This is a genomic window from Salinivibrio proteolyticus (assembly GCF_001996165.1).
Taxonomy (GTDB): domain Bacteria; phylum Pseudomonadota; class Gammaproteobacteria; order Enterobacterales; family Vibrionaceae; genus Salinivibrio; species Salinivibrio proteolyticus.
In genome coordinates this window covers 65,486-85,045 of sequence record NZ_MUFP01000008.1, presented here as the reverse complement: position 1 = coordinate 85,045, position 19,560 = coordinate 65,486, and the positions used below count along the sequence as shown (strand labels likewise).

Here is a 19,560-nt window from a genome sequence, read left to right as displayed (position 1 = left end):
TGAAACGGAAGAACGTGCAAACAGTTAACGATCCTTACCAAGACATCCGTCCTTATCATGATGATGAGGTGCCTGCAGCGATTCATCGCTTGATCCAAGACGATGAATTTATCAATGCGATCTTATCCTATCGTTATCCTCATGCTTCGGGTCCGCTAGGGTGGTTACTTAAGCCCGCACTGAAACTTTATCTCACCCAAAAGTGGCGCAACATTAAAACCGTACAAGACGTGCAGTTGCATGTCGCGAGTTACATGCGCAAGATGATCAAAACATCATGTGACAACGTCACTGTTTCGGGGGTCGAGCACCTCTCGCCGGATAAAGCGTATCTCTTTGTCTCTAACCATCGTGATATTGCGATGGATCCCGCGCTGGTCAATTGGTGTTTGCATCAGCAAGGCTTAGACACAGTGCGTATCGCGATTGGTGATAATTTGTTGCGTAAACCCTGTGCTACCGAGCTGATGAAGCTAAATAAGAGCTTTATCGTCAAACGCTCAGCGAGAGCGCCGCGTGAAATGATGAAATCGCTCTCCCAGCTGTCGGCGTACATACGCCATTCATTAGATGAAGGCCAGTCTATCTGGATTGCTCAGCGGGAAGGGCGTGCAAAAACAGGATTAGACATGACCGATCCTGCCATCCTTAAGATGTTCTACATGGAAGGGCGCAAAAACAAGCAATCCTTTGATGAGTACATGCAGGCACTAAACATCGTTCCGGTAGCCATCTCATATCAAAATGATCCTTGCGACTTAGACAAAGCGACTGAGCTAGATGCCGTCAACCGTTTGGGCGCTTACGAAAAGAGTGAATTTGAAGATATTCAAACGATTGTAAAAGGCATTGTGGGGCATAAGCGTCAAGTTCATGTCGCCTTCGGTGCACCTGTGACGGTGTCACAATCAACACCAGAGACTTTAGCGGCGGATATTGATCGGCAAATTCACTGTCTATATCGACTTTATCCAGCTAACTATATCGCGGCGGGGGAAGCGCATGACAGTGTTACCGCCGAAGAGCGCGAGCTGTTTGAACAAAAGTTGGCACAAGCACCTGAGGTAGCACGCGATTATATTCGTCAGATGTATGCGAACCCGGTGATTAATGCGCAACGTGCCGCCAGTGATCAAGCGACGACATCGATAGACCAATAGTGACAAGGTCACCTATTGCTAGCGTGAAGGCGATCCCACACGGGCGGATCGCCTACTTCTTCGAGCATAAAGTCGATAAACTCGCGTACTTTAGGGGCTAAATGTTTGCGGCGAGGGTAGACGATATAAATCGGAAGCGCGAGGCAGGGACGCCAATCTGGTAAGATCTCAACCAGCTCACCTTTTTGAAGTTCATCATCGAGGAGGTAGGTCGCTAAATAGGCAACCCCCATCCCCGCTTTTACAGCTTCAAGCACGGCAGGGGCGTTATTGATGTTATAGCGGCCCGATACGCGAACTACTTGCTCATTGCCTGCTTTATTGAATGGCCATTTATCATAGCTGCGCTCGCGACTTTGATAGGTGATACAGTCATGGTGCCTCAAATCACTCAATTGACTTGGTGTTCCTTGCCGAGCTAAATAGTCCGGCGAGGCAACCAGTTTAAATTGGCAATCCGCGAGCTTGCGAGCCACCATTCCCTCTGGCGGTTGTTCATGGATCGCGACCCAGCAATCATAGCCCTCTTCAACCAGATTAGGGCGATGATCAAAGAGCGTAATATCGAGATCGAGCGCAGGGTAGTTTTGCCGAAATGTGGCAAAACTACGCGTGATCAGGGTATTACCAAATGACTGGGCGACACCGATACGCAACTTGCCCGTCACTTCGTCACGATAACCTGCCACCATGGCTTCTGCTTCGTCTAGCGTTGCCATAAGTTGCGCACCATAGTCGGCGTATTGTGCGCCGATTTCCGTTAGCGACACAGAGCGCGTATTCCGCTGTACCAATTGCACCCCCAACCTGTCTTCCAAATAACGCACTTGCTTACTGACTTGAGACTTTGAAATCCCTAACCGTTCTGCTGCGCGAGTGAAGTGTTGCTCTTGAGCCACGGTAGCCAAAACAACAATTTGTTGAAGGTGATCAAGCATTGCTTACGCTTCCCTGAAAGTTGGTAGCCAGAAGCGTACCACAGTTCAACCCAGCTCGGGAGAGCAGGGCATCATTTAGTGACGCCGTCACGTCATTAGTTGAGAGACCCAAAGTGGCTATTGCACTTATTTCATAAAATACTATCCAAGCGTGACAACTTACCAACTGCCAAGCTCGCTTATCGCTTCGATCATTCTATGACCAATGACGGGTCCACCTATCGCCTTCCTGTTATCTCTAACAAAATAAAATGAATACGTATCAATCAGTTAAACTTATAGTTTTCCAGTGGAAACAATGATACGTGTGAATTGTAAGTGCTTACTACAAGTGCTGTAGTTTAATTACGGCCGACGTGTTTGCGGATGCTACTGCTAACGATTTATTAATATCATTCATTTAATAAATCGATGTTATCTGTTTATATTCATGGGCTAACATGGATAGAATTCAGGCTGGAGGTGGACATGATCGAATTACTCAAGCAGTTTTTTATCTTAGGCTGTATGTCATTTGGTGGCCCTGCGGCACATATCGGCTATTTCGAGCACGTTTTTGTGAAAGAGAAGCAGTGGCTGAGTGCAGAGGCATTTGCGTCAGGTTTGGCGATCAGTCAGTTTTTGCCAGGACCAGGCAGTAGTCAGCTTGGTATGTATATTGGCTATCAGCGCGGTGGCTATTTGGGAGCATTGGGGGCATTTGTCGCGTTTACGTTACCTTCTTTCGCTTTATTAACCGCAGCAGCGATGTTTAGCAGCAGCAATGATACGGCGGGTTGGGTAAGCACGCTGATTAGTGCGGCTAAGTTATTGGCTGTGGTTGTGGTGATTGACGCGACAATATCGATGGGGCGAAAATTCATTCATTCGTTCACCACAGCGATGGTTGCAATTGTCACCACAGTATGGCTATTAGCGTCGCCGTCTGGCGTTGTTTATCAAGTACTCCCCATCTTACTCGCTGGTGTGATCGGGGCCGTTGGCTTTAAACAAACCGCTGTTCAGGCTACTTCGATATCGATAGTGCACGCGCAACGGCGCAGCGGGATCATTCTCAGCCTGTTTGTATTCTTACTCACGGTTCCTTGGCTTTTCAATAGTGTGCTGCCGGTACAAGTTTTCAACCTTTTCTACCAAGCGGGAAGTTTTGTATTTGGCGGCGGCCATGTAGTTCTGCCGTTGTTAGAGCCTATATTGGGTGACGTTGTCACAGACTCCTCCTTGATTGAAGGTTACGCCGCCGCACAATTAGTGCCAGGTCCGATGTTTACCATGGCTAGCTACCTTGGCGCGACGGTTGAAGGGCTATCGCCAATATGGGGCAGTATTATCGCGACAATCGCAATCTTTTTACCCGGTGCGTTATTGATGTTTGGTGTATTGCCCGTGTGGGAGGCCGTTAAATCGCAGCCTAGATTGGCGGGGGCCATTATTATGATTAATGCCAGTGTTGTCGGTCTCTTAGCGGCAGCGCTTTATCAACCCGTTTGGGTGTCAGCTTATAGCCAGTGGACTGATTTAATCCCGATAGTCGTTGGCTTAGCTGCACTCATTAAATGGCGATTATCGGTTTTTTGGGTGCTGCTAATGATGATTGGTTACCAATGGTTCTTTTGATGCCGTCCAGCCCGATATGAGTTCGGGCTTTATTTTACTCCCTTAATGCACTATAACTTTATATGTTAATCACAAATTCAACATACTATCTGGTGGTCAAAGATATCTCAGTAGCCAAGACAACAGGTATCACACCATGCGGTGTTTAGATGTGGTGGGCAGAAAGTGCGGTGCCCCAAGCGGTTATAACTCTTGGGGCGATTGGTAGTGAAGATATCCTTTATAGCGAATATTGCCATGTCTGGCGACTGCCGGTTTCCGAAGCACGTTGAGCAAGTTCAATCGCGTAAATTACCTTAGTCGCTGATTCGGCGCTCACCGGAGAAGGGCGTTGATGTGTGATCGACTCTGCCAGTAAAGTAAAAAGTTGCTGGTATTGGCCAGTATGTAATGGACAAGTCATTTTAGTGACGCTGTCACCTTTCTCTAGCGTTGCTTCATGCGACTGAGTACCAAAGTTTTTGTCCAATATGGACATGGCTGCACGCAGTTGATCTTCTTGAATATCTAACCCGTTGCAAGAGAAGGTTGCCTTTTCGCCGTGTACCGTAAAGCGCTCTGTGGTGCCTGACCGATATGGGCTAGAGTTCAATATCACTTCGCTATCTGGGTAATGCAACGTGAGCTGAAAATAGTCCGTTGTTTGGCTGCCCGGGCGTAAAGCGCGACACTGAGCTGAAATAGCGTCTGGGTCTCCGAGCAGGGTTAGTGTTTGGTCAATCAGGTGCGAACCCAAATCGAAAAGAATACCAGCGCCTTCGCCAGGCAGCTCTCGCCAACGTTGCCTAACCTCTGGGCGATAGCGGTTAAAGCTTGAATGCATGACTTTAATAGCACCAAGCTCATCTTTTTCTAGCAGTGATTGGAGAGTTAGAAAGTCGCCATCCCAACGGCGATTATGGTAAGGACAGAGGATTAGGCCTTTTTCATCCGCCAATGTTGCCAGAGCAAGACCGTCTTCACTGCGCGTGACAAATGGCTTTTCCACCAGAACATGGCAACCGGCTTCGAGTGATTGGCGTGCGTGCTCATAATGCAGATGATTGGGTGTGGTAATGACGACCAAATCAGGACTTTCATGCTCAAGCAGCGTATTAATATCCGCGTAGCATGTCGCTTGGGGTAAATGTTGCGTGACGTTCTCGGGCTTACTGGAGACAACAGCCGTAATATCAAACTGCGACATCGCATTAAGAAAAGGAAGATGGAATGTGTTGGCAGAAAAGCCGAAGCCAACCAATGCGGTTTTAATCATGAATAAACCCAAAATGGACGGTGTTTGTCTAAACCCTATAGAAAACCTCAAAGATGATCAATTGGCGCGCTCGACAACATCTATTATGCTTGTGCAATCAAGAAGCTCGGGTCGATAGCTTTTTGACTGAATGCATCAGAGAGACGCGGATGTGTCGCCATTTTAAATTGCTTAGGCCGGGCACTGCTAAGTCAAAGATTGATTTAAGGAGACATTTTAACTTTGCTATAAAATGACATTACAACTTTGTCCTTACACCATTGGTGCGCATTATCTATCTTATGTTAAATCACATATACGTCAGATGAAAATTAGCATCGATAAGACAAGCGCCTGCATTCCTCGTCGATACGTTTTCTCCCCCTTCAGTGTGTTAACACGACTATTCAACGTAATTATATATTTACCATAAAATAGCTAATCACCACTTTCTTTAATCAACTCAGTTCAAATGCTTCGCTTGACCTAAGGTGCTTCAATCACGCAGTGATAAGCTAAATGATGATCTTTTATGGGTATATTTAGTGTTATCTCAGCAGTTTCAGCCTGTTGACCTTTTTAGGTGCTGCAAGGTTTGCTACAGTTTTGCTAGTTTGTACGCGAACCGTTAAATAAGGGAAAAAATGAGAGCTCAAATAGTGGCTTGGCTGTTAGTCGCATTGACCAGCTTCAATGTGTCTGCTGAGGATGAAGGCGAAGCCAAACAAGCCTCCGCACAACCTAAGTCGTATGCGGAACAAAGTATTTATGACAAGCCATTGATGGAACGCTATGTTTTGGATGAGATTCGTAATCTCAGAACAGATTTTCAAGCCCTTGAAAAGCGTATGGTGGTTGAGATTACCGACCGTGAATTAGACGTAGCGGACAAATCACTTAACTATGCCAATGTCACCGTCACTTACTTTTTCTATTTGATTGCGGGCGCTGCATCATTGATCGCACTGGTTGGTTGGCAATCGTTGCGTGATATTAAGAACAACACCAAAGAACTCGCTGACCAACAGTTATCGGAAATTGCTGAACAATATGAGCGAAAGTTCCAAGCGTTAGAGCGCGATTTGAAACGCAAAACACGTATCATCGCCGAGAATAACAAAGAAATTGAACGGATTAATGAGATCCATAACCTTTGGTTACGCGCACAGCATTCACAAACGCCAGAGCAGCGGATGGAAATCTACAATGAGATCTTGAAAATTCGCCCTGGTGATCTAGAAGCCCTCACTCATAAAGCGGATGCCGCGATGGAAATGGGTGAATACCATTGGGCGTTGAGTATCAGTAACCGTGTTTTAGAGGTGGATGACAAAAATGCCAACGCCCTCTTCCAGCGTGCTTGTGCTTATGCGCGTCTTGGTGCGGAAGAGCAAGCGATATCTGACTTGGAAGTCGCCGTGGCGGAAAGCGCTTCTCTGCGTGAAGCGGCTCGCGAGGAGGCTGACTTTGAATCACTTCACGGTAACGAGCGCTTTGACGTGTTGATTGATCCGGAGAGTAATCCTTAGTCAGCATGCATTGTGGCAAATCACTGACAATGGGCAGCATGCGCTGCCCGTTTTTTATCCACCGGCGAGTTTGACGGTGTGGCCTTTTTTCTCAAGATGGGCTTTGATTTGATCGCGTTTATCCCCTTGGATTTCGATAACGCCGTCTTTAATCGCGCCACCACAGCCGCATACTTTTTTAAGCTCGGCGGCGAGTAGTTTTAACGCCGCGTCTTCAAGATCCAGCCCTGTTACTAAGCTAACGCCCTTCCCTTTACGCCCTTTTGTTTGGCGCTGAATACGAACGATGCCATCTCCCTTTGGGCGAACTGGCTTTTCCGTTGCCTCTTTGATGCGGCCGGTTTCGGTAGAATAAACTAATCGGTTGTTGTCAGACATGGTGTATACGTAATGTGAAAACCTTGGTGAGACTATACCAAAACAAAAAGCGGCTTTGCAGATAAAGCCGCTCATCTTATTGGTTGGTATACATTGGGTGTATTAGGCGCGCAGTTTTTCGCCGTTGCGATCAATATAAAGTTTGAGGGCGGGTAAGGTTCCTTTCATCAGGTTTCCCCGAACCATCATGTACCAGCCCTTTTCGTCTTTCTCGGGATCGTCATTCATCAGGCGAAACCCTTTGTACTCTTCGACTTGGCGGGTTTGTTTACGAGCAAGCGCATCAAACTCGGCAGGATCAGTGACCATGCTGGTATCGACCCACCATTCAATCGACTTTTTGACACCAGTCAAGCTGCCAGACACAACTTTACCGCCTAGCCGTGCACGATACACCTCTTGGATATCACCAGAGCCTTCTACTTTCTCAATGGTGTAGCCACGGTGAAAAAGGCGTTGGGTCATAGTTTCCTCCTGATGCCGTTCCCACAACAGTAATCTACCTATTATGAGTTACGAACCTACTAAATTTTTAGACTATTATCACGTTGAGTTCGAGGATTTTCACTAATTTTCAGCCTTGGAAAGACAGGTGGTTAGACAAAGTGCGATATGTTTCAAGTTTTACTCTTTGGTTGATGTTACTATACATGCATAGAAATAAAGTTATAGTGCACCATGAAAAAGATTAATCCCATTGATGACAAGAACTTAAGTGCGAGTATTCAAAAATTTAACCAGGGCATACTCTCCGTTGAGGATTGGAATGGTGTGACAGAATCTCGGTACAGTCGAAACTCTCTACTAAGCTATCGAAATGACTGGCAAGTTTTTGTTTCTTTTTGCCAAAGCCAACATGTCACGGCGTTACCCTGCGCGGTGACAACACTGCGTCGATTTGCTGAACTCACCTCTCAGCAGCGAAAAGTATCGGCGATCCGCCGAATCATTGTCACTGTGGGCTTGGTGCATCGCTTACACCGTCAGCGAGATCCGAGTAAGCATCGCGAAGTGAAATATGCCATGGCGCGGTTGCTTGCTGCGAAACTCCCAGAGGCAAAAGAGGCCGCACCATTTAAAAAAAGACACCTGTCAGCACTTCGAGAGCGGTACCAATCAAGCAAGCGACTACGCGATATCCGCGACCTTTTAATTTGGTCATTGTGTTATGAGGGCTTACTCAAACGCAGTGAACTCGCTGCACTCGCCGCAGAAGATATTCTGTATGACGGCGAAAAGGCCTATGTGATGATTGGAGAGCAACGAGTTGTGCTCTCTGAACAAACGGCAATGACGCTCGCCATTTGGCTCGAGTACAGTGGGATCCATCAAGGCCCCCTACTGCGACGAATTAACAAGCATGGTCACTTAGGCGACACACCGTTAGACCCCTCTTCAATTTATCGCGTTTTTCGCCGCGCCAGTGATGTGTTAGGAGAATCAGTGATGTTCTCTGGACAATCACCACGCGTAGGGGCTAGTAAAGCTCTGGCAAAGCAAGGGTTAAGTATCAAGCAAATCCAACATCTAGGCCGCTGGAAAAGTCCGGCTATGCCGGCGCAATATGTCGGCAACCGCGAAGCCAGTGAGCAAGCCAAGGCACGTTACCGACATAAAAAGCCTACAGAGTAGCCCCTAAATCACCCGTTTCCCTGTTGCTTTGCTAATACACTGGGCGAGATATTCGTGGAAAGGATAACCATGATGCTCTACCAATTTGGGGAACATTGAAATCGGAGTCATTCCTGGGAAGGTATTGATTTCATTCAGTAAGATTTGATTATCGTCACTCAAAAAGAAGTCGATACGAGACAAGTCTTTTAAGCGTAGGTGCACAAATGCTTGACGCGCATACTGTTGAATCGCCTCTATTTGTTGATCCGTGAGGTTCACCGCTTCAATATGCGTATTGCTATGGCTCCCGTCGCTGTACTTTTCCTCGTAGGTGTAGAAAGTGTCCTCTGGGCAGCTGATTTCGCCCGGCGGTGTGACAATTACATCCTCTCCCATGTGGAACGCGGCGACTTCAAGCTCACGTGGCTTGATCGCTTTCTCGATAAGCACTTGGTCTGAAAACGTAAACGCATCTGCAATTCGCGCTTCTAGCTCATCGTCTTTCGACACTCGGTAGCAGCCCACGCTGGAGCCTTGGCTTGCCGCTTTGACAAAAACCGCCCCTTGCTCGTCATAAAAAGTACGTGCCCGAGCCAAGCTACTTGGGCTTTGATCGGTTAAAAAGACGTAAGGTGTGTTCGGAATCCCAAGGGCGTCAAACCATAGCTTGGAGGTGATTTTGTTAAAGCACACTCGGCTCGCCTCAGGTCCGCAACCGAGATAAGGCAAGCCTGTAATTTCTAATAATGATTGAATATCACCTGTCTCACCGGGAAAGCCGTGAATACAAGGCACCACATAGTGGATTTGGGTGTGTTCTACCTTGCTACACAGCATGCCATCGGTATCCAAATGGCAGCGCATGCCATCCGCTAAATGCCAACCTTGATCGGTCATTTCCACTTTATGGACTTTCACTCGCGGCAGTTTTGCCAGTTGTGACTCAAGATACTGAGCCGAAATCAAAGAAATCGCATGTTCAGCGCCACCGCCACCACACAGCAAAAGAAGGTTTATTTTACTCATCATTTTCTCACAAGACGTGTCATGCACGTATTTTGCTGACTTTTAAGCCATAGTAGACAATTGTTCGCTAGCTTTCATTATCCAAACAATCTTTATGCCCGCTTTGATAGTCAATTGCTTGTCAATTATACAAGTGAGTACGGCACACCAGGCGCTCAGCTGTGCGTCACCCACCACACACAAAAAAGCCGGCAAATCGCCGGCCGGTTCAGCAAATGGGCCGCGCTTAGTTAACGCGCACCATTTGTGGGTTGGACGAGCGTTTGATATCCGCAATGGAGCGAACAAATGGGCCATATTGGCGCACTGTTTGTGGAAGCGCCTGAATCGCTTGCTTGGCCGCATCTCGGGTTGGGTACTCGCCATAGAGCAAGGTGTACCAAGGCAAACCATCGACCATTTTTTTATTACTCCAAAGCGGCTGATCACTGGGCAGGCGTTTAGCGTAATCGCTAAATCCACGATCGTGACTCAGTGCTACAACTTGAATGGTATAGCCCGGCCCTTGTTTCGCTGGTTTTACCGTTTGCTTTTTAGGCGCAGGTTTTTTTGGCTGAGCTTGTGGCATCGGCTCCGCTTTCGCCATCTCTGGCTGTTCGGTCGCACGGGTATCGGTCGACTCAATGGTCTGACTATAGATTTCGGTAGTGACGCCGCCACCGCTGCATCCCGTCAAGAGCGCGGCAACAGCCAATAAGGCCAATTTTTTCATTGCAATTCTGTCAGTTATCCAAGTTTGTGTCATTGTGCCCCCGACCTAACAACCATTCAATAAAAACTTAGGTGGCGGCGTAAGGTTTCGGCTGCAGCTCACAGATGGCCACCCCTGCCTGTTTCTCAGTGTATCGTGTTGAATAAATTCTGCTCCGCACAGATCACATTGCGTTAAAAAAAACCGCTGAATTCAAGCACGAATAGATACACTGGCTGACAATCTGTCCTGTTTCTCGGCTTATCATGCCACGCAAAGGAGGAGCGTTATGTCAGGGATTGATCAGTTACTTAAGCCCAAATCAATCGCGGTTGTTGGTGCCTCAGACCAAGCTAACCGCGCTGGGTATGTGGTGACTCGCAACCTGCAATCGGGGGGATTTCAAGGCCCAATCATGCCCGTCACGCCGAAATATCAGGCGGTTGCGGGAATACTGGCCTACAAAACCATCGAAGCACTGCCATTAGTGCCTGACTTAGCCATCCTGTGTACCCGCGGCGAGCACAATCTCAGTCTCATCGAACAGCTGGGCGAACGTGGCGTCAAATTAGTTATCGTGCTAGCAGCGGGCATGCGCGGGCAATTTAATGAGCAAGGCGAAAGTCACTTTTCACGTATGCAGGCAATTGCGGCGCGCTATACCATGCGGGTGCTTGGACCGAACAGTCTGGGGATGATTCTGCCTTGGCTCAATTTGAATGCGTCATTTGCGCCTGTGTCTGCCAACAAAGGAAACATTGCCTTTATTTCTCAATCCGCCGCTGTCTGCACCACAATTTTAGACTGGGCCAAAAATAAGCGAATCGGCTTCTCAACCTTTATTTCACTCGGCGAAGCCTGTGACATCGACTTCCCCGAGTTATTGGATTATCTGTGTCGTGACAGTAAAACCGATGCCATTCTGCTCTATGTCGATTCAATCCGTGATGCGAGACGATTTATTTCCGCCGCTCGCGCCGCGGCACGTAACCGACGTATTTTGGTGCTAAAAAGTGGCCGCACTCGCGGTGGCTCGGTGGCATTGGAACAGCTGAGCCACACCAATATGGGCCTCGATGCTGCCTATGACGCAGCCATTCGTCGTTCGGGGATGCTGCGCGTGAATAACACTCACGAACTATTCGCCGCGGTCGAAACCTTGTCGCACTCCGTTCCTTTACGTGGCGAGCGTTTGGCCATTATTACCAATGGCGGCGGCCCTGCTGTCATGGCAGTCGATACACTGATGGATTCGGGCGGTAAATTGGCGTCTCTTAGTGAGAAAACTATTGAAGCGTTGAATCAGGTATTACCCGCAAGTTGGTCGCGTACCAACCCGATCGATATCGTGGGCGATGCGGACACACAACGATACCAAGATGCCATTGATATTCTCTTGGCGAGTGATGATGCCGATGCACTGCTTATCATGCATTCACCCTCCGTCACGGCGCCGGGGCTGGCTACCGCGAAAGCCATTATCGCTGCTCTCAAGGAAAATCCGCGCGCGCGGCGTTTTAATATTCTCACCAACTGGCAAGGCGAAGGCGATGACGCCACCGTTGCTCGACTAGCATTTACCCATGCTGGCTACCCGACCTATCGTACGCCAGAAAGCGCCGTTACCGCCTACATGCATTTGGTAGAGTACCGGCGTAACCAAAAGCAGTTGATGGAAACACCCACGTCCACCGGACAAACAGACTACGACTTGCCGGCGGTTCGCGCCTTTATCGATCAAGCCGAAGACATTGAGCACCTCACTCTCACCACACATGAAGTCCGCCCTCTTCTTGAAGCGTATGGCTTACACGTCATGTCAACCTGGCTGGCTAGCGATCCGGTCGAAGCGGCGCAAATTGCCGAGCAAGTGGGCTATCCGGTTGCGGTGAAACTGAGATCGCCGGATATCCAGCATAAGTCGGATGTACAAGGCGTGATGCTCAACTTGCGCACGGTCGCTGAAGTGGCGAATGCTTCACAAGCCATTTTGGACCGCGTGTCTATGACATTCCCAAACGCACGCATTCAAGGCTTATTGATTCAATCCATGGCTCCCCGCGCCGGTGCGCAAGAGCTAAGAGTGACCATCAGTAATGATCCCGTGTTTGGCACCATTATCTTACTTGGTGAAGGTGGCTCGGACTGGGACGTGACCAAAGATGCCGCGGTGGCCATCCCGCCGCTCAATATGGCGTTAGCCCGTTATTTGGTGATTGGCGCGATTAAGTCTGGCAAAATCAAACAGCGCAGCTTCCCCGTTTCCATTGATGTGCCCAGTTTATGCCGCTTTTTAGTGACACTGTCACAGATGATCATTGATTGTCCTGAAATTGACGAGCTGGATATTCACCCACTGTTAGTCGCTGGCGACGAGCTCACTGTATTAGACGCCTCTCTACAATTGCGTGATTATGCCGGTAGTYAGCATCAACGTTTGGCGATACGCCCCTATCCTAAAGAGCTTGAGCAACAGGTTACCTTAAAAAATGGCAATACATTGCTATTACGTCCTATTCTTCCCGAAGATGAGCCAACCCACAAAGCGTTTGTAGAGCAAGTATCGGAGGAAGATCTTTATCGGCGCTTTTTCTCTGACGTAGGCGAACTCAACCATGAGGCCCTCGCCAACCTCACTCAGATTGACTATGACCGAGAAATGGCACTGGTTGCGACCTACACCTCTCCTTCTGGACAAGAAGAAATTTGGGGCGTGGTCCGTTTACTGGCCGATCCTGAAAATACAGAAGCCGAGTTCGCCGTGCTGGTGCGTTCGGATTTAAAAGGCGTTGGCCTTGGCAGTATCTTGATGACTGCAATCATCAATTACGCCAAACAGGCTGGCCTGTCTCGTATTACCGGCATGACAATGCCGGCGAACCGAGGCATGATTGGATTAGCACAAAAGTGCGGGTTTAGTATTGATGTGCAGATGGCAGACGGCGTGGTGGATATGCTGCTGCCATTGCATAAAAACCAAGATGCATAAACCGATTACGGCGTATCAATTGGAATGTCACCGGCTTGCAAATAGGGCGCAAGCAGCTTAGGGACTTGCCGCACCAACCAAGATTTCGCATTGCCCATACGGTTGCGCTTCCACGCGAGTCCCATCTTTAACTCGAAAGGTGTACTGCCCTTCAATAGCTTAAGGCGACCCGCTTTCAAGTCATCTTGGACCCAAAACCACGGTAAAGTACCAATCCCCTGACCTGCCAATATCGCTTGATACTTATCATGCATCGAGCTGACGGTTAAACGCGGTTGATCTTCCAACACATTGTAAGTAATCGGCTGCATGCCGCGTGCAGTATCGGCAACCGCAACTCCCCGATAACCAGCCCGAATATCCGGGTCGACAGGTCGCGATTCCTTATGAATGGGATGATCAGGCGTGGCAACCCAGTACGCACTCATTTCACCTAAAGGTTGTACTTTAATCCCTTGAGGAACTGACGCTGGGATCGGCGCAATCAGCACATCGGCTCTATCTTGCGCGAGCGATTCCCAGCATCCGGCAAGAATTTCTTCTGACAGTTTCAAACGCGTGCTGCTTTTATTGGCAAGGCGCTCAATGAGCGGGAAAAAGAACGCACTTTTAAACAAACCGTCGTAGGCAAGCCGAATTTCGAGCTCCCACCCATGAGCTAACGACGCCGCATCGGCAATCATCTCATCGGCCGCGTTCAGTAATAAGCGTCCACGCTCTACCAATAAATGGCCGGCATCGGTAAATGTCGCGCGGTGACCGGACCGATCAAAGATCACTAGTCCAAGCTCATCTTCCAGCTTTTGAACTTGATAGCTCAATGAGGAAGGGGCTCGATTGAGTGACTCCGCTGCGGCGGCAAAACTGCCTTTTCGCTCAATGGCATCTAAAACCTGTAACGCTTCAAACGACAACATAGTGCTTCTCTTAATCTGCATCACGGAACGTCGAGAGAATTGACGATGGGCGATGCAGGTAGGGACCTATAAAGTCTTAACACTTTAGCAGGGTTTTCAGTGCACTCCTACTTCAAACGCCAATAAAAAATGCCTATCAGATGATGAGATAAAGGCAATAAATCAGCGATATAGCACAAAATCGTCACCGGATTTATTTCCTTTCAACAAGAACTGTCATACAGTAAATGAGAGGTGACGATGAGACTAGACCGGATTGAAATAGCAGGCTTTCGTGGCATTAAGCGCCTGTCACTACAAGTTGATGAACTCACCGTTTTAATCGGTGAAAATGCGTGGGGTAAATCTTCCCTTCTCGACGCATTAGAAATCGCGTTGCATCCTAGTGGTGATCGCCCTAGCTTCAAACGCTCGGACTTTCATGTTGACCACACCCTAGGGATTGCCCCAGAACAACAATTTCAAATCGTACTGCGTTGGCAAGAAAGCTTTGCTGGCGAACATAAAGCGCGGCGCTATCGACGCTTTACACCGGTGTGGAATGGCGAGCATGAGGGTTGCCGTACTCTCGATTATCGCTTGAGCGCCACCACAGAAGAAAGCAAAGTCCACGTACGTCGCGAGTTTCTATCCAGCCAGGGCGATGTCATTCAAGATATCGAGAGCGATGCGCTGGCACAGCATCTCATGCAGATCCATCCTGTGGTGCGGGTACGCGATGCAAGACGCATGCGGGTCCCCGGACAAACAGTAACTAAAGACAATACCCGCCTAGAGCAACGGCTCGACAATACCTATCGCCGATTGTTAATGATGCCCGGCCACGTCAATAAAGGCGAGATTAAGAGTGGGCTACATGCGATGCGTCAACTGCTAGATCATTACTTTGCCGTGCAAGAGCACGACCGCCCTCCCTATCCTATCCATGCTCCCGGAACGCTAGCTTTTACCCATAATCAAATGCATCCCTTAGAAGCGGTGGCCAACAATACCTCCAATCAAAGCCACCTTATCCTGATGGGACTGTTGAGCGCATTTGTGCGGGCGCGAGGACCAAAGCAGCTTAAGCGCAATGCGCGACCGATCATGGTATTTGAGGATCCTGAAGGTCGCCTGCACCCCACCTTATTGAATCAAGCTTGGCGCCTTATCCAGTTGATGCCGATGCAAAAAATACTGACCACCAATAGTGGTGATCTTTTGGCGGGGGTTCAACTTGATCATATCCGAAGATTGGTACGCCATCCGACCGAGACACGCAGCCACCAAGTCCCCTCACAGCTGTTAAGTAAAGATGAACGCCGTCGCGTTACCTTTCATGTCCGCTTTCATCGCCCCAGTGCCTTGTTTGCGCGCTGCTGGCTGTTGGTTGAAGGCGAGACGGAGATTTGGTTATTTAATGAGCTAGCTCGCTTGCAAGGTTATGACCTCGCTGCCGAAGGCGTCCACTTAATTGAATTTGCACAAAGCGGTCTACGTCCATTAATCAAAACCGCCAAAGCCTTGGGGATTGAATGGCACCTAGTCGCCGATGGTGATATGGCCGGGAAGAAGTATGCCGCAACAGCGCGCGGACAGATTGAGAATCAGCCGGAGGGCGTCAGGCTTACCGTTTTGCCGGATAAAGACATTGAACATTTCTTGTATAACAACGGCTATGAACCTTTGTTCCGAGATATGGCAGGCATGACAAGCCAACAGCCTCACATGAATGACAGGCGCATCATTACCAAGGCACTCAAGCGTTACGCCAAACCTGATGCCGCGCTCGCGATCATCGCCTATACCGAGAACGAACTGAAAACGCCGATCCCTAAGTTGCTTCGGTGGATCCTGCAACGCGCGATCGGCTTAGCCAGAGGGATGGGCTAATTAGCCCTCCTTGTTGATACGCTGGAAAAACAGCGTCACTTTCCCCACTTCAACCCCCCATTTGCGCATCGAGGTGACATTAAATAAATGATCTGAATCTTGTCGGAACATCCAGTCGTCAAAGTGCAGTTGATACTCGCTGTCACCAACGGGCACAACCAAATCATAGCGCCAATTTAACGCATTCCCTTCGACAACCCCTGTCGCAGTGCCCACGATATCTCCGGCGGTCCCTGAATAGGTGCCGTCTGCGTGGCGGGTAATCGTCCAAACACGCGTTTGGGTCTCGCCGTCGTCATACACAAAGGACTCGTCGAGTGTCAGTGTATCGCCATCCACCGTGCCAATGATATCTACCTCAAAACGCCGACGTTGCTCACCAGAAAAATCTTGCACCATACCCCATGCTTTTGTGTGTCCTTCAAAATACTCAAACAAGTCAAACGCAGGGGTACGAGCTTTGTAGTCTTCAATGTCCGCTGAACACGCCGTCAACAGCAGCGCAGCCACGGCGAGCAAGGCCCACTGAATTGGCTGGATCTGCCTCGTCGGTAGAATCATGATGGATCTCCTAATAATGCTTTACGGTGATCGGGGTAATCGGTGTTTTCTGATAACCAAATGGCCAAGAAGGCGTCGGCCAATGCCACATCAGTCAGATTAAGTGTTGGCTGCCAGTTTTGGTCCGCGCGTTGGTAATAAAATGTACCGCCGGTCCGAGTACGGACAAAAGCGAGACGATCGTTCTCCTTGATATCGCCCCAAGCTGGCGAGATTGTTTCCAGCCACACTGCGCGCTGTGATGCAGAGAACCCAAGGTGCTGCCACTGATCGTCCGTCGCTTCCATCAGTCGTTTGTCGCTGATATCTCGGGCATAGGTAATCACCAACGCATGTGGCTCTTGTGATTGATACTCTCCCTCAGGCGCACGCAACTCGGAGCGATAAATCGTCCACCAGCCCCATGTGAGTGTTGCCTTGCCAACTTGAGGCCAAGATTGCCATGCAGTCTCTATCGGGGAAGATGCCGTCTCGGCAGAACTCGGCCAAGAGAGAATCAAGGTAAGCCAGCTCACAAGCAGAATAGCTTTCATCACTCACCTCCTGAGGCCAACGTCGTTGGCTGTGTTTTTTCTACCAGCCAACGCATTAGGTGGATAAGGATCACACTGTACACCGCCCAGACCGCCACTAGAACGAGACTTGTGGTGAGCCAAGGTTGCGGAAAGACAATCGCGCCAAGCCGTTCTCCAGCAACATAACTGCTCGCGCCACCCAAAGCGCCAATCAGACTCATCGCCCATAGAGAATGGGCGAGAATAATCTCACGCAACAACCAAATAAAGGCGCAGAACCCGCACCAAAGTAGCGCCAGCCACTCCGGCATCCACGTTGATACAGGTTCAGTGGCAAGCCAGCCAAAATGGATTAACACGTTGTCACCGACAAGGCCTATCGGCGTTAAGGTGATGATCGCCCTCAAGACATTGCGCTGATAGAAAATCGCCGCGGCAAGCATGGCGACCAGCAGCCACTGGGTGCTACTTTGCCCCAGCGCTGCCGTGAGCCAAAACACGTTAAAAAGCAGGGAGATCACCACAAAGCGCATGGGATTAAGCCTCACGCCAAGCGGGGCGACTAAACAGCAACTGCACAGCGCTGATGGTGCGCTCGCGGAATCCCCCCTCGCAATAGCAGAAGTAATACCGCCACAAACGCGCAAAGCGTTCGTCATAGCCAAAGGTTTGTAGCGTATCAGCGTTTTGGTTAAAACGCTGATGCCAGTCGGCGAGTGTATTGGCGTAATCGATACCAATATCTTTTAAATCACGCATCACAAAGTCGGTCTGCGCGGTAAAATGATCCAGCAACACATTGACTGAGGGCAGGAAGCCGCCAGGAAAAATGTGCTTTTGAATAAAGTCCACATTCCGGCTGTAGTGGTCATAGCGTTGGTCGGAAATGGTAATGGCTTGAATGGCCATCAGCCCCTCAGGTTTAAGTAACGATTGACACTTTTTCACGAAGGTATCGAGATATTCTTTGCCCACCGCTTCGATCATTTCAATCGAAACGAGCTTATCGTACTCACCATCAAGATCGCGGTAATCTTCTTTTAGCAAGGTGATTTGGTTTTGCAGGCCCGCTTGTTCAATACGAGCTTTTGCCCAGGCATATTGCTCTTCAGAAATCGTCGTCGTGGTGACTCGGCAACCGTACTCTTTAGCGGCGTAGATAGCCATGGCCCCCCAGCCCGACCCAATCTCAATTAAGTGATCCGATGGTTTGAGCTTGAGTTGCCGACAGAGGCGGTCCATTTTCTCAATTTGTGCCGCTTCCAAGCCCGCAGTGTTCTCGGTGTAAATAGCACTAGAATAGAGCATCTGCTCATCAAGAAAGTGGCGGTACAGATCATTACCCAGATCGTAATGCGCTGAAATATTACGACGTGCGGTGTCTTTTTCGTTGCGGTTTCGCCAGTGTGCCAGCTTATTGCCAAGATTCACCAACCAACCGGTGTGTTTTTCAATGCGATCGATGGCAGGTAGATTGCGAGCAAAGACGCGGATCACATCGGTCAGATTGGGAGATTCCCACCAACCATCGACGTAAGCTTCAGCGGCGGCAATACTTCCGCCGGTCAACATACGCGTGTAAAAGCGCGGATCGTGGACGAGCACAGAGGCATGAAGACTAGCTTGTGGATCACCACATTGTAAGGTTTGCCCCTGCTCGTCGACTAAAGAGATACAAGCATCTTTAACATGTGCCAGTAATGTGTAAACCAACTGCTTAGCATAGTGCTCTTTGCGTGTCAGCGTGCGTTGAGTTTGAGAAACGTCCGTCGCAGACATAATTACTCCTTCTTCACACCTGGGTGCGGATAAAACGGTGCGCCCTTTATCCATAATTTGAGCGCCTGCCAATAAATACCAATGAGAACTTTTACTGTCTCGATCGGGGTTCGGATCAATAGTTTATTGAGGGTTTTCGTGGTAAAGGGGCGCCGCTTCATACCTAAAGTGGCATCGAACTCTCGATCATCTCGGTGCGCTTCTAAGTGCACATGCACACGTTCACCCAGTGGTTTGAGCCGCCAATGATACCGTTGCTCAATCGGGTTGAATGGTGAGACATGAAAGGCTTTATCATGCTGCCAGCGCTTCCCCGCGGGTATCGCATAAAAATGCTTCTCTCCCCAAGGGGTATTACTCACCTCAGCCAACAAATACCGCCACTGATTGTCCTTGTCGTAGATGTAATAAAGGTTCACTGGGCTAAAGTACACGCCCAAATAGCGCAGTTGGCACAATGCGTAGACTTTACCCGAAATACGCTCACCGGTTAGCGCATAGAGTTTATCGAGACAGGCCGCTTTGGTGTCCGACTCCCCTGCGAAATAGTCGGCGTGATGAAAAGCGGCGACCCCCCACTTCCCGAGTCGAAAGCCGCGCACACGCTCTGCCAGTGTGCTTAGCTCATCCAAATCAATCAGCGGCATAAACACGGGATAGTTAAAGGCGTGTTTGATCGGCGTAAAGCGTCTATGCCGAACTTGGCCAACATAAAGCCCACTTTGAAGTGATTCTGCCAC

At 49.2% G+C, this 19,560-nt stretch carries 18 protein-coding genes; 6 read left to right on the top strand and 12 right to left on the bottom strand.

The features are described from left to right. Positions 1-14: 14 nt before the first annotated feature. Positions 15-1,160 (top strand): lysophospholipid acyltransferase family protein, encoded by a 1,146-nt coding sequence (locus tag BZJ19_RS08295; RefSeq protein WP_077675267.1) that lies wholly within the window; start codon positions 15-17, stop codon positions 1,158-1,160. 8 nt (positions 1,161-1,168) lie between these two features. On the opposite strand, the gene BZJ19_RS08290 is transcribed toward BZJ19_RS08295, so the two are convergent. Then, positions 1,169-2,098, bottom strand: a complete 930-nt coding sequence (locus tag BZJ19_RS08290; protein ID WP_077675266.1) for a LysR family transcriptional regulator — start codon at positions 2,096-2,098, stop codon at positions 1,169-1,171. Between the two features lie 468 nt (positions 2,099-2,566). Between BZJ19_RS08290 and chrA the strand changes: the two genes are divergently transcribed. Then, positions 2,567-3,715 carry a chromate efflux transporter gene (gene chrA, locus BZJ19_RS08285; RefSeq protein ID WP_077675265.1) on the top strand — a complete coding sequence of 383 codons (1,149 nt, stop codon included), beginning with the start codon at positions 2,567-2,569 and terminating at the stop codon, positions 3,713-3,715. Positions 3,716-3,935: 220 nt separating this feature from the next. Here the strand turns inward: chrA and BZJ19_RS08280 are convergent, their stop codons facing one another. Further along, complete coding sequence (locus tag BZJ19_RS08280; protein WP_077675264.1) at positions 3,936-4,970, bottom strand: Gfo/Idh/MocA family oxidoreductase; 1,035 nt, start codon at positions 4,968-4,970, stop codon at positions 3,936-3,938. Between the two features lie 623 nt (positions 4,971-5,593). Here BZJ19_RS08280 and BZJ19_RS08275 point away from each other — a divergent pair. Next, a complete protein-coding gene (locus tag BZJ19_RS08275) occupies positions 5,594-6,478 on the top strand; it encodes a TPR end-of-group domain-containing protein (RefSeq protein ID WP_077675263.1) in 885 nt (294 codons plus the stop codon). A gap of 54 nt (positions 6,479-6,532) precedes the next feature. On the opposite strand, the gene yciH is transcribed toward BZJ19_RS08275, so the two are convergent. Together yciH and BZJ19_RS08265 are read right to left on the bottom strand one after the other, a co-directional pair. Beyond that, complete coding sequence (gene yciH, locus BZJ19_RS08270) at positions 6,533-6,856, bottom strand: stress response translation initiation inhibitor YciH (protein WP_077675262.1); 324 nt, start codon at positions 6,854-6,856, stop codon at positions 6,533-6,535. A gap of 102 nt (positions 6,857-6,958) precedes the next feature. Next, positions 6,959-7,321 carry a DUF3319 domain-containing protein gene (locus BZJ19_RS08265; RefSeq protein ID WP_077481227.1) on the bottom strand — a complete coding sequence of 121 codons (363 nt, stop codon included), beginning with the start codon at positions 7,319-7,321 and terminating at the stop codon, positions 6,959-6,961. 213 nt (positions 7,322-7,534) lie between these two features. Here BZJ19_RS08265 and BZJ19_RS08260 point away from each other — a divergent pair, with 213 nt between their 5' ends. After that, positions 7,535-8,488 carry a tyrosine-type recombinase/integrase gene (locus tag BZJ19_RS08260; protein WP_077675261.1) on the top strand — a complete coding sequence of 318 codons (954 nt, stop codon included), beginning with the start codon at positions 7,535-7,537 and terminating at the stop codon, positions 8,486-8,488. A gap of 3 nt (positions 8,489-8,491) precedes the next feature. Here BZJ19_RS08260 and BZJ19_RS08255 read toward each other — a convergent pair whose 3' ends face one another. Both BZJ19_RS08255 and BZJ19_RS08250 read right to left on the bottom strand, forming a co-directional pair. Then, on the bottom strand, positions 8,492-9,496 hold the full coding sequence (locus tag BZJ19_RS08255) for a D-alanine--D-alanine ligase (protein ID WP_077675260.1): 1,005 nt from the start codon (positions 9,494-9,496) through the stop codon (positions 8,492-8,494). A gap of 226 nt (positions 9,497-9,722) precedes the next feature. Further along, positions 9,723-10,208: an SPOR domain-containing protein gene (locus tag BZJ19_RS08250; RefSeq protein ID WP_077675259.1), complete on the bottom strand. Its 486-nt coding sequence runs from the start codon at positions 10,206-10,208 to the stop codon at positions 9,723-9,725. A 268-nt stretch (positions 10,209-10,476) separates the two neighbouring features. On the opposite strand from BZJ19_RS08250, the gene BZJ19_RS08245 reads away from it, so the two are divergent. Next, positions 10,477-13,176 carry a bifunctional acetate--CoA ligase family protein/GNAT family N-acetyltransferase gene (locus BZJ19_RS08245; RefSeq protein ID WP_077675258.1) on the top strand — a complete coding sequence of 900 codons (2,700 nt, stop codon included), beginning with the start codon at positions 10,477-10,479 and terminating at the stop codon, positions 13,174-13,176. Positions 13,177-13,181: 5 nt separating this feature from the next. Here BZJ19_RS08245 and BZJ19_RS08240 read toward each other — a convergent pair whose 3' ends face one another. Further along, positions 13,182-14,093, bottom strand: coding sequence for a LysR family transcriptional regulator (locus BZJ19_RS08240; protein ID WP_069586460.1), 912 nt, complete (start codon positions 14,091-14,093; stop codon positions 13,182-13,184). A gap of 240 nt (positions 14,094-14,333) precedes the next feature. On the opposite strand from BZJ19_RS08240, the gene BZJ19_RS08235 reads away from it, so the two are divergent. Next, positions 14,334-15,965 (top strand): DUF2813 domain-containing protein, encoded by a 1,632-nt coding sequence (locus BZJ19_RS08235; protein WP_069586459.1) that lies wholly within the window; start codon positions 14,334-14,336, stop codon positions 15,963-15,965. On the opposite strand, the gene BZJ19_RS08230 is transcribed toward BZJ19_RS08235, so the two are convergent. The 5 genes from BZJ19_RS08230 to BZJ19_RS08210 are packed head-to-tail and all read right to left on the bottom strand — an operon-like array spanning position 15,966 to position 19,560. Continuing rightward, entirely contained in the window at positions 15,966-16,526 is a 561-nt protein-coding gene (locus BZJ19_RS08230; RefSeq protein WP_077675257.1) for a DUF3833 domain-containing protein, read from the bottom strand. After that, positions 16,523-17,059: a chalcone isomerase family protein gene (locus tag BZJ19_RS08225; protein ID WP_077675256.1), complete on the bottom strand. Its 537-nt coding sequence runs from the start codon at positions 17,057-17,059 to the stop codon at positions 16,523-16,525. The genes BZJ19_RS08230 and BZJ19_RS08225 overlap by 4 nt, the downstream gene beginning before the upstream one ends. Continuing rightward, positions 17,059-17,574 carry a DUF2878 domain-containing protein gene (locus BZJ19_RS08220; RefSeq protein ID WP_077675255.1) on the bottom strand — a complete coding sequence of 172 codons (516 nt, stop codon included), beginning with the start codon at positions 17,572-17,574 and terminating at the stop codon, positions 17,059-17,061. The genes BZJ19_RS08225 and BZJ19_RS08220 overlap by 1 nt, the downstream gene beginning before the upstream one ends. A gap of 4 nt (positions 17,575-17,578) precedes the next feature. Continuing rightward, positions 17,579-18,820 carry an SAM-dependent methyltransferase gene (locus tag BZJ19_RS08215; RefSeq protein ID WP_077675254.1) on the bottom strand — a complete coding sequence of 414 codons (1,242 nt, stop codon included), beginning with the start codon at positions 18,818-18,820 and terminating at the stop codon, positions 17,579-17,581. A gap of 2 nt (positions 18,821-18,822) precedes the next feature. Further along, positions 18,823-19,560 carry a DUF1365 domain-containing protein gene (locus tag BZJ19_RS08210; RefSeq protein WP_077675311.1) on the bottom strand — a complete coding sequence of 246 codons (738 nt, stop codon included), beginning with the start codon at positions 19,558-19,560 and terminating at the stop codon, positions 18,823-18,825.

What these genes read in the sequence shown, in the direction of transcription:
- BZJ19_RS08290 (WP_077675266.1), bottom strand. Translation starts at nt 2,098, where the DNA reads ATGCTTGATCACCTTCAACAAATTGTTGTTTTGGCTACCGTGGCTCAA.
- chrA (WP_077675265.1), top strand. Translation starts at nt 2,567, where the DNA reads ATGATCGAATTACTCAAGCAGTTTTTTATCTTAGGCTGTATGTCATTT.
- BZJ19_RS08280 (WP_077675264.1), bottom strand. Translation starts at nt 4,970, where the DNA reads ATGATTAAAACCGCATTGGTTGGCTTCGGCTTTTCTGCCAACACATTC.
- BZJ19_RS08275 (WP_077675263.1), top strand. Translation starts at nt 5,594, where the DNA reads ATGAGAGCTCAAATAGTGGCTTGGCTGTTAGTCGCATTGACCAGCTTC.
- yciH (WP_077675262.1), bottom strand. Translation starts at nt 6,856, where the DNA reads ATGTCTGACAACAACCGATTAGTTTATTCTACCGAAACCGGCCGCATC.
- BZJ19_RS08265 (WP_077481227.1), bottom strand. Translation starts at nt 7,321, where the DNA reads ATGACCCAACGCCTTTTTCACCGTGGCTACACCATTGAGAAAGTAGAA.
- BZJ19_RS08260 (WP_077675261.1), top strand. Translation starts at nt 7,535, where the DNA reads ATGAAAAAGATTAATCCCATTGATGACAAGAACTTAAGTGCGAGTATT.
- BZJ19_RS08255 (WP_077675260.1), bottom strand. Translation starts at nt 9,496, where the DNA reads ATGAGTAAAATAAACCTTCTTTTGCTGTGTGGTGGCGGTGGCGCTGAA.
- BZJ19_RS08250 (WP_077675259.1), bottom strand. Translation starts at nt 10,208, where the DNA reads ATGAAAAAATTGGCCTTATTGGCTGTTGCCGCGCTCTTGACGGGATGC.
- BZJ19_RS08240 (WP_069586460.1), bottom strand. Translation starts at nt 14,093, where the DNA reads ATGTTGTCGTTTGAAGCGTTACAGGTTTTAGATGCCATTGAGCGAAAA.
- BZJ19_RS08235 (WP_069586459.1), top strand. Translation starts at nt 14,334, where the DNA reads ATGAGACTAGACCGGATTGAAATAGCAGGCTTTCGTGGCATTAAGCGC.
- BZJ19_RS08230 (WP_077675257.1), bottom strand. Translation starts at nt 16,526, where the DNA reads ATGATTCTACCGACGAGGCAGATCCAGCCAATTCAGTGGGCCTTGCTC.
- BZJ19_RS08225 (WP_077675256.1), bottom strand. Translation starts at nt 17,059, where the DNA reads ATGAAAGCTATTCTGCTTGTGAGCTGGCTTACCTTGATTCTCTCTTGG.
- BZJ19_RS08220 (WP_077675255.1), bottom strand. Translation starts at nt 17,574, where the DNA reads ATGCGCTTTGTGGTGATCTCCCTGCTTTTTAACGTGTTTTGGCTCACG.
- BZJ19_RS08215 (WP_077675254.1), bottom strand. Translation starts at nt 18,820, where the DNA reads ATGTCTGCGACGGACGTTTCTCAAACTCAACGCACGCTGACACGCAAA.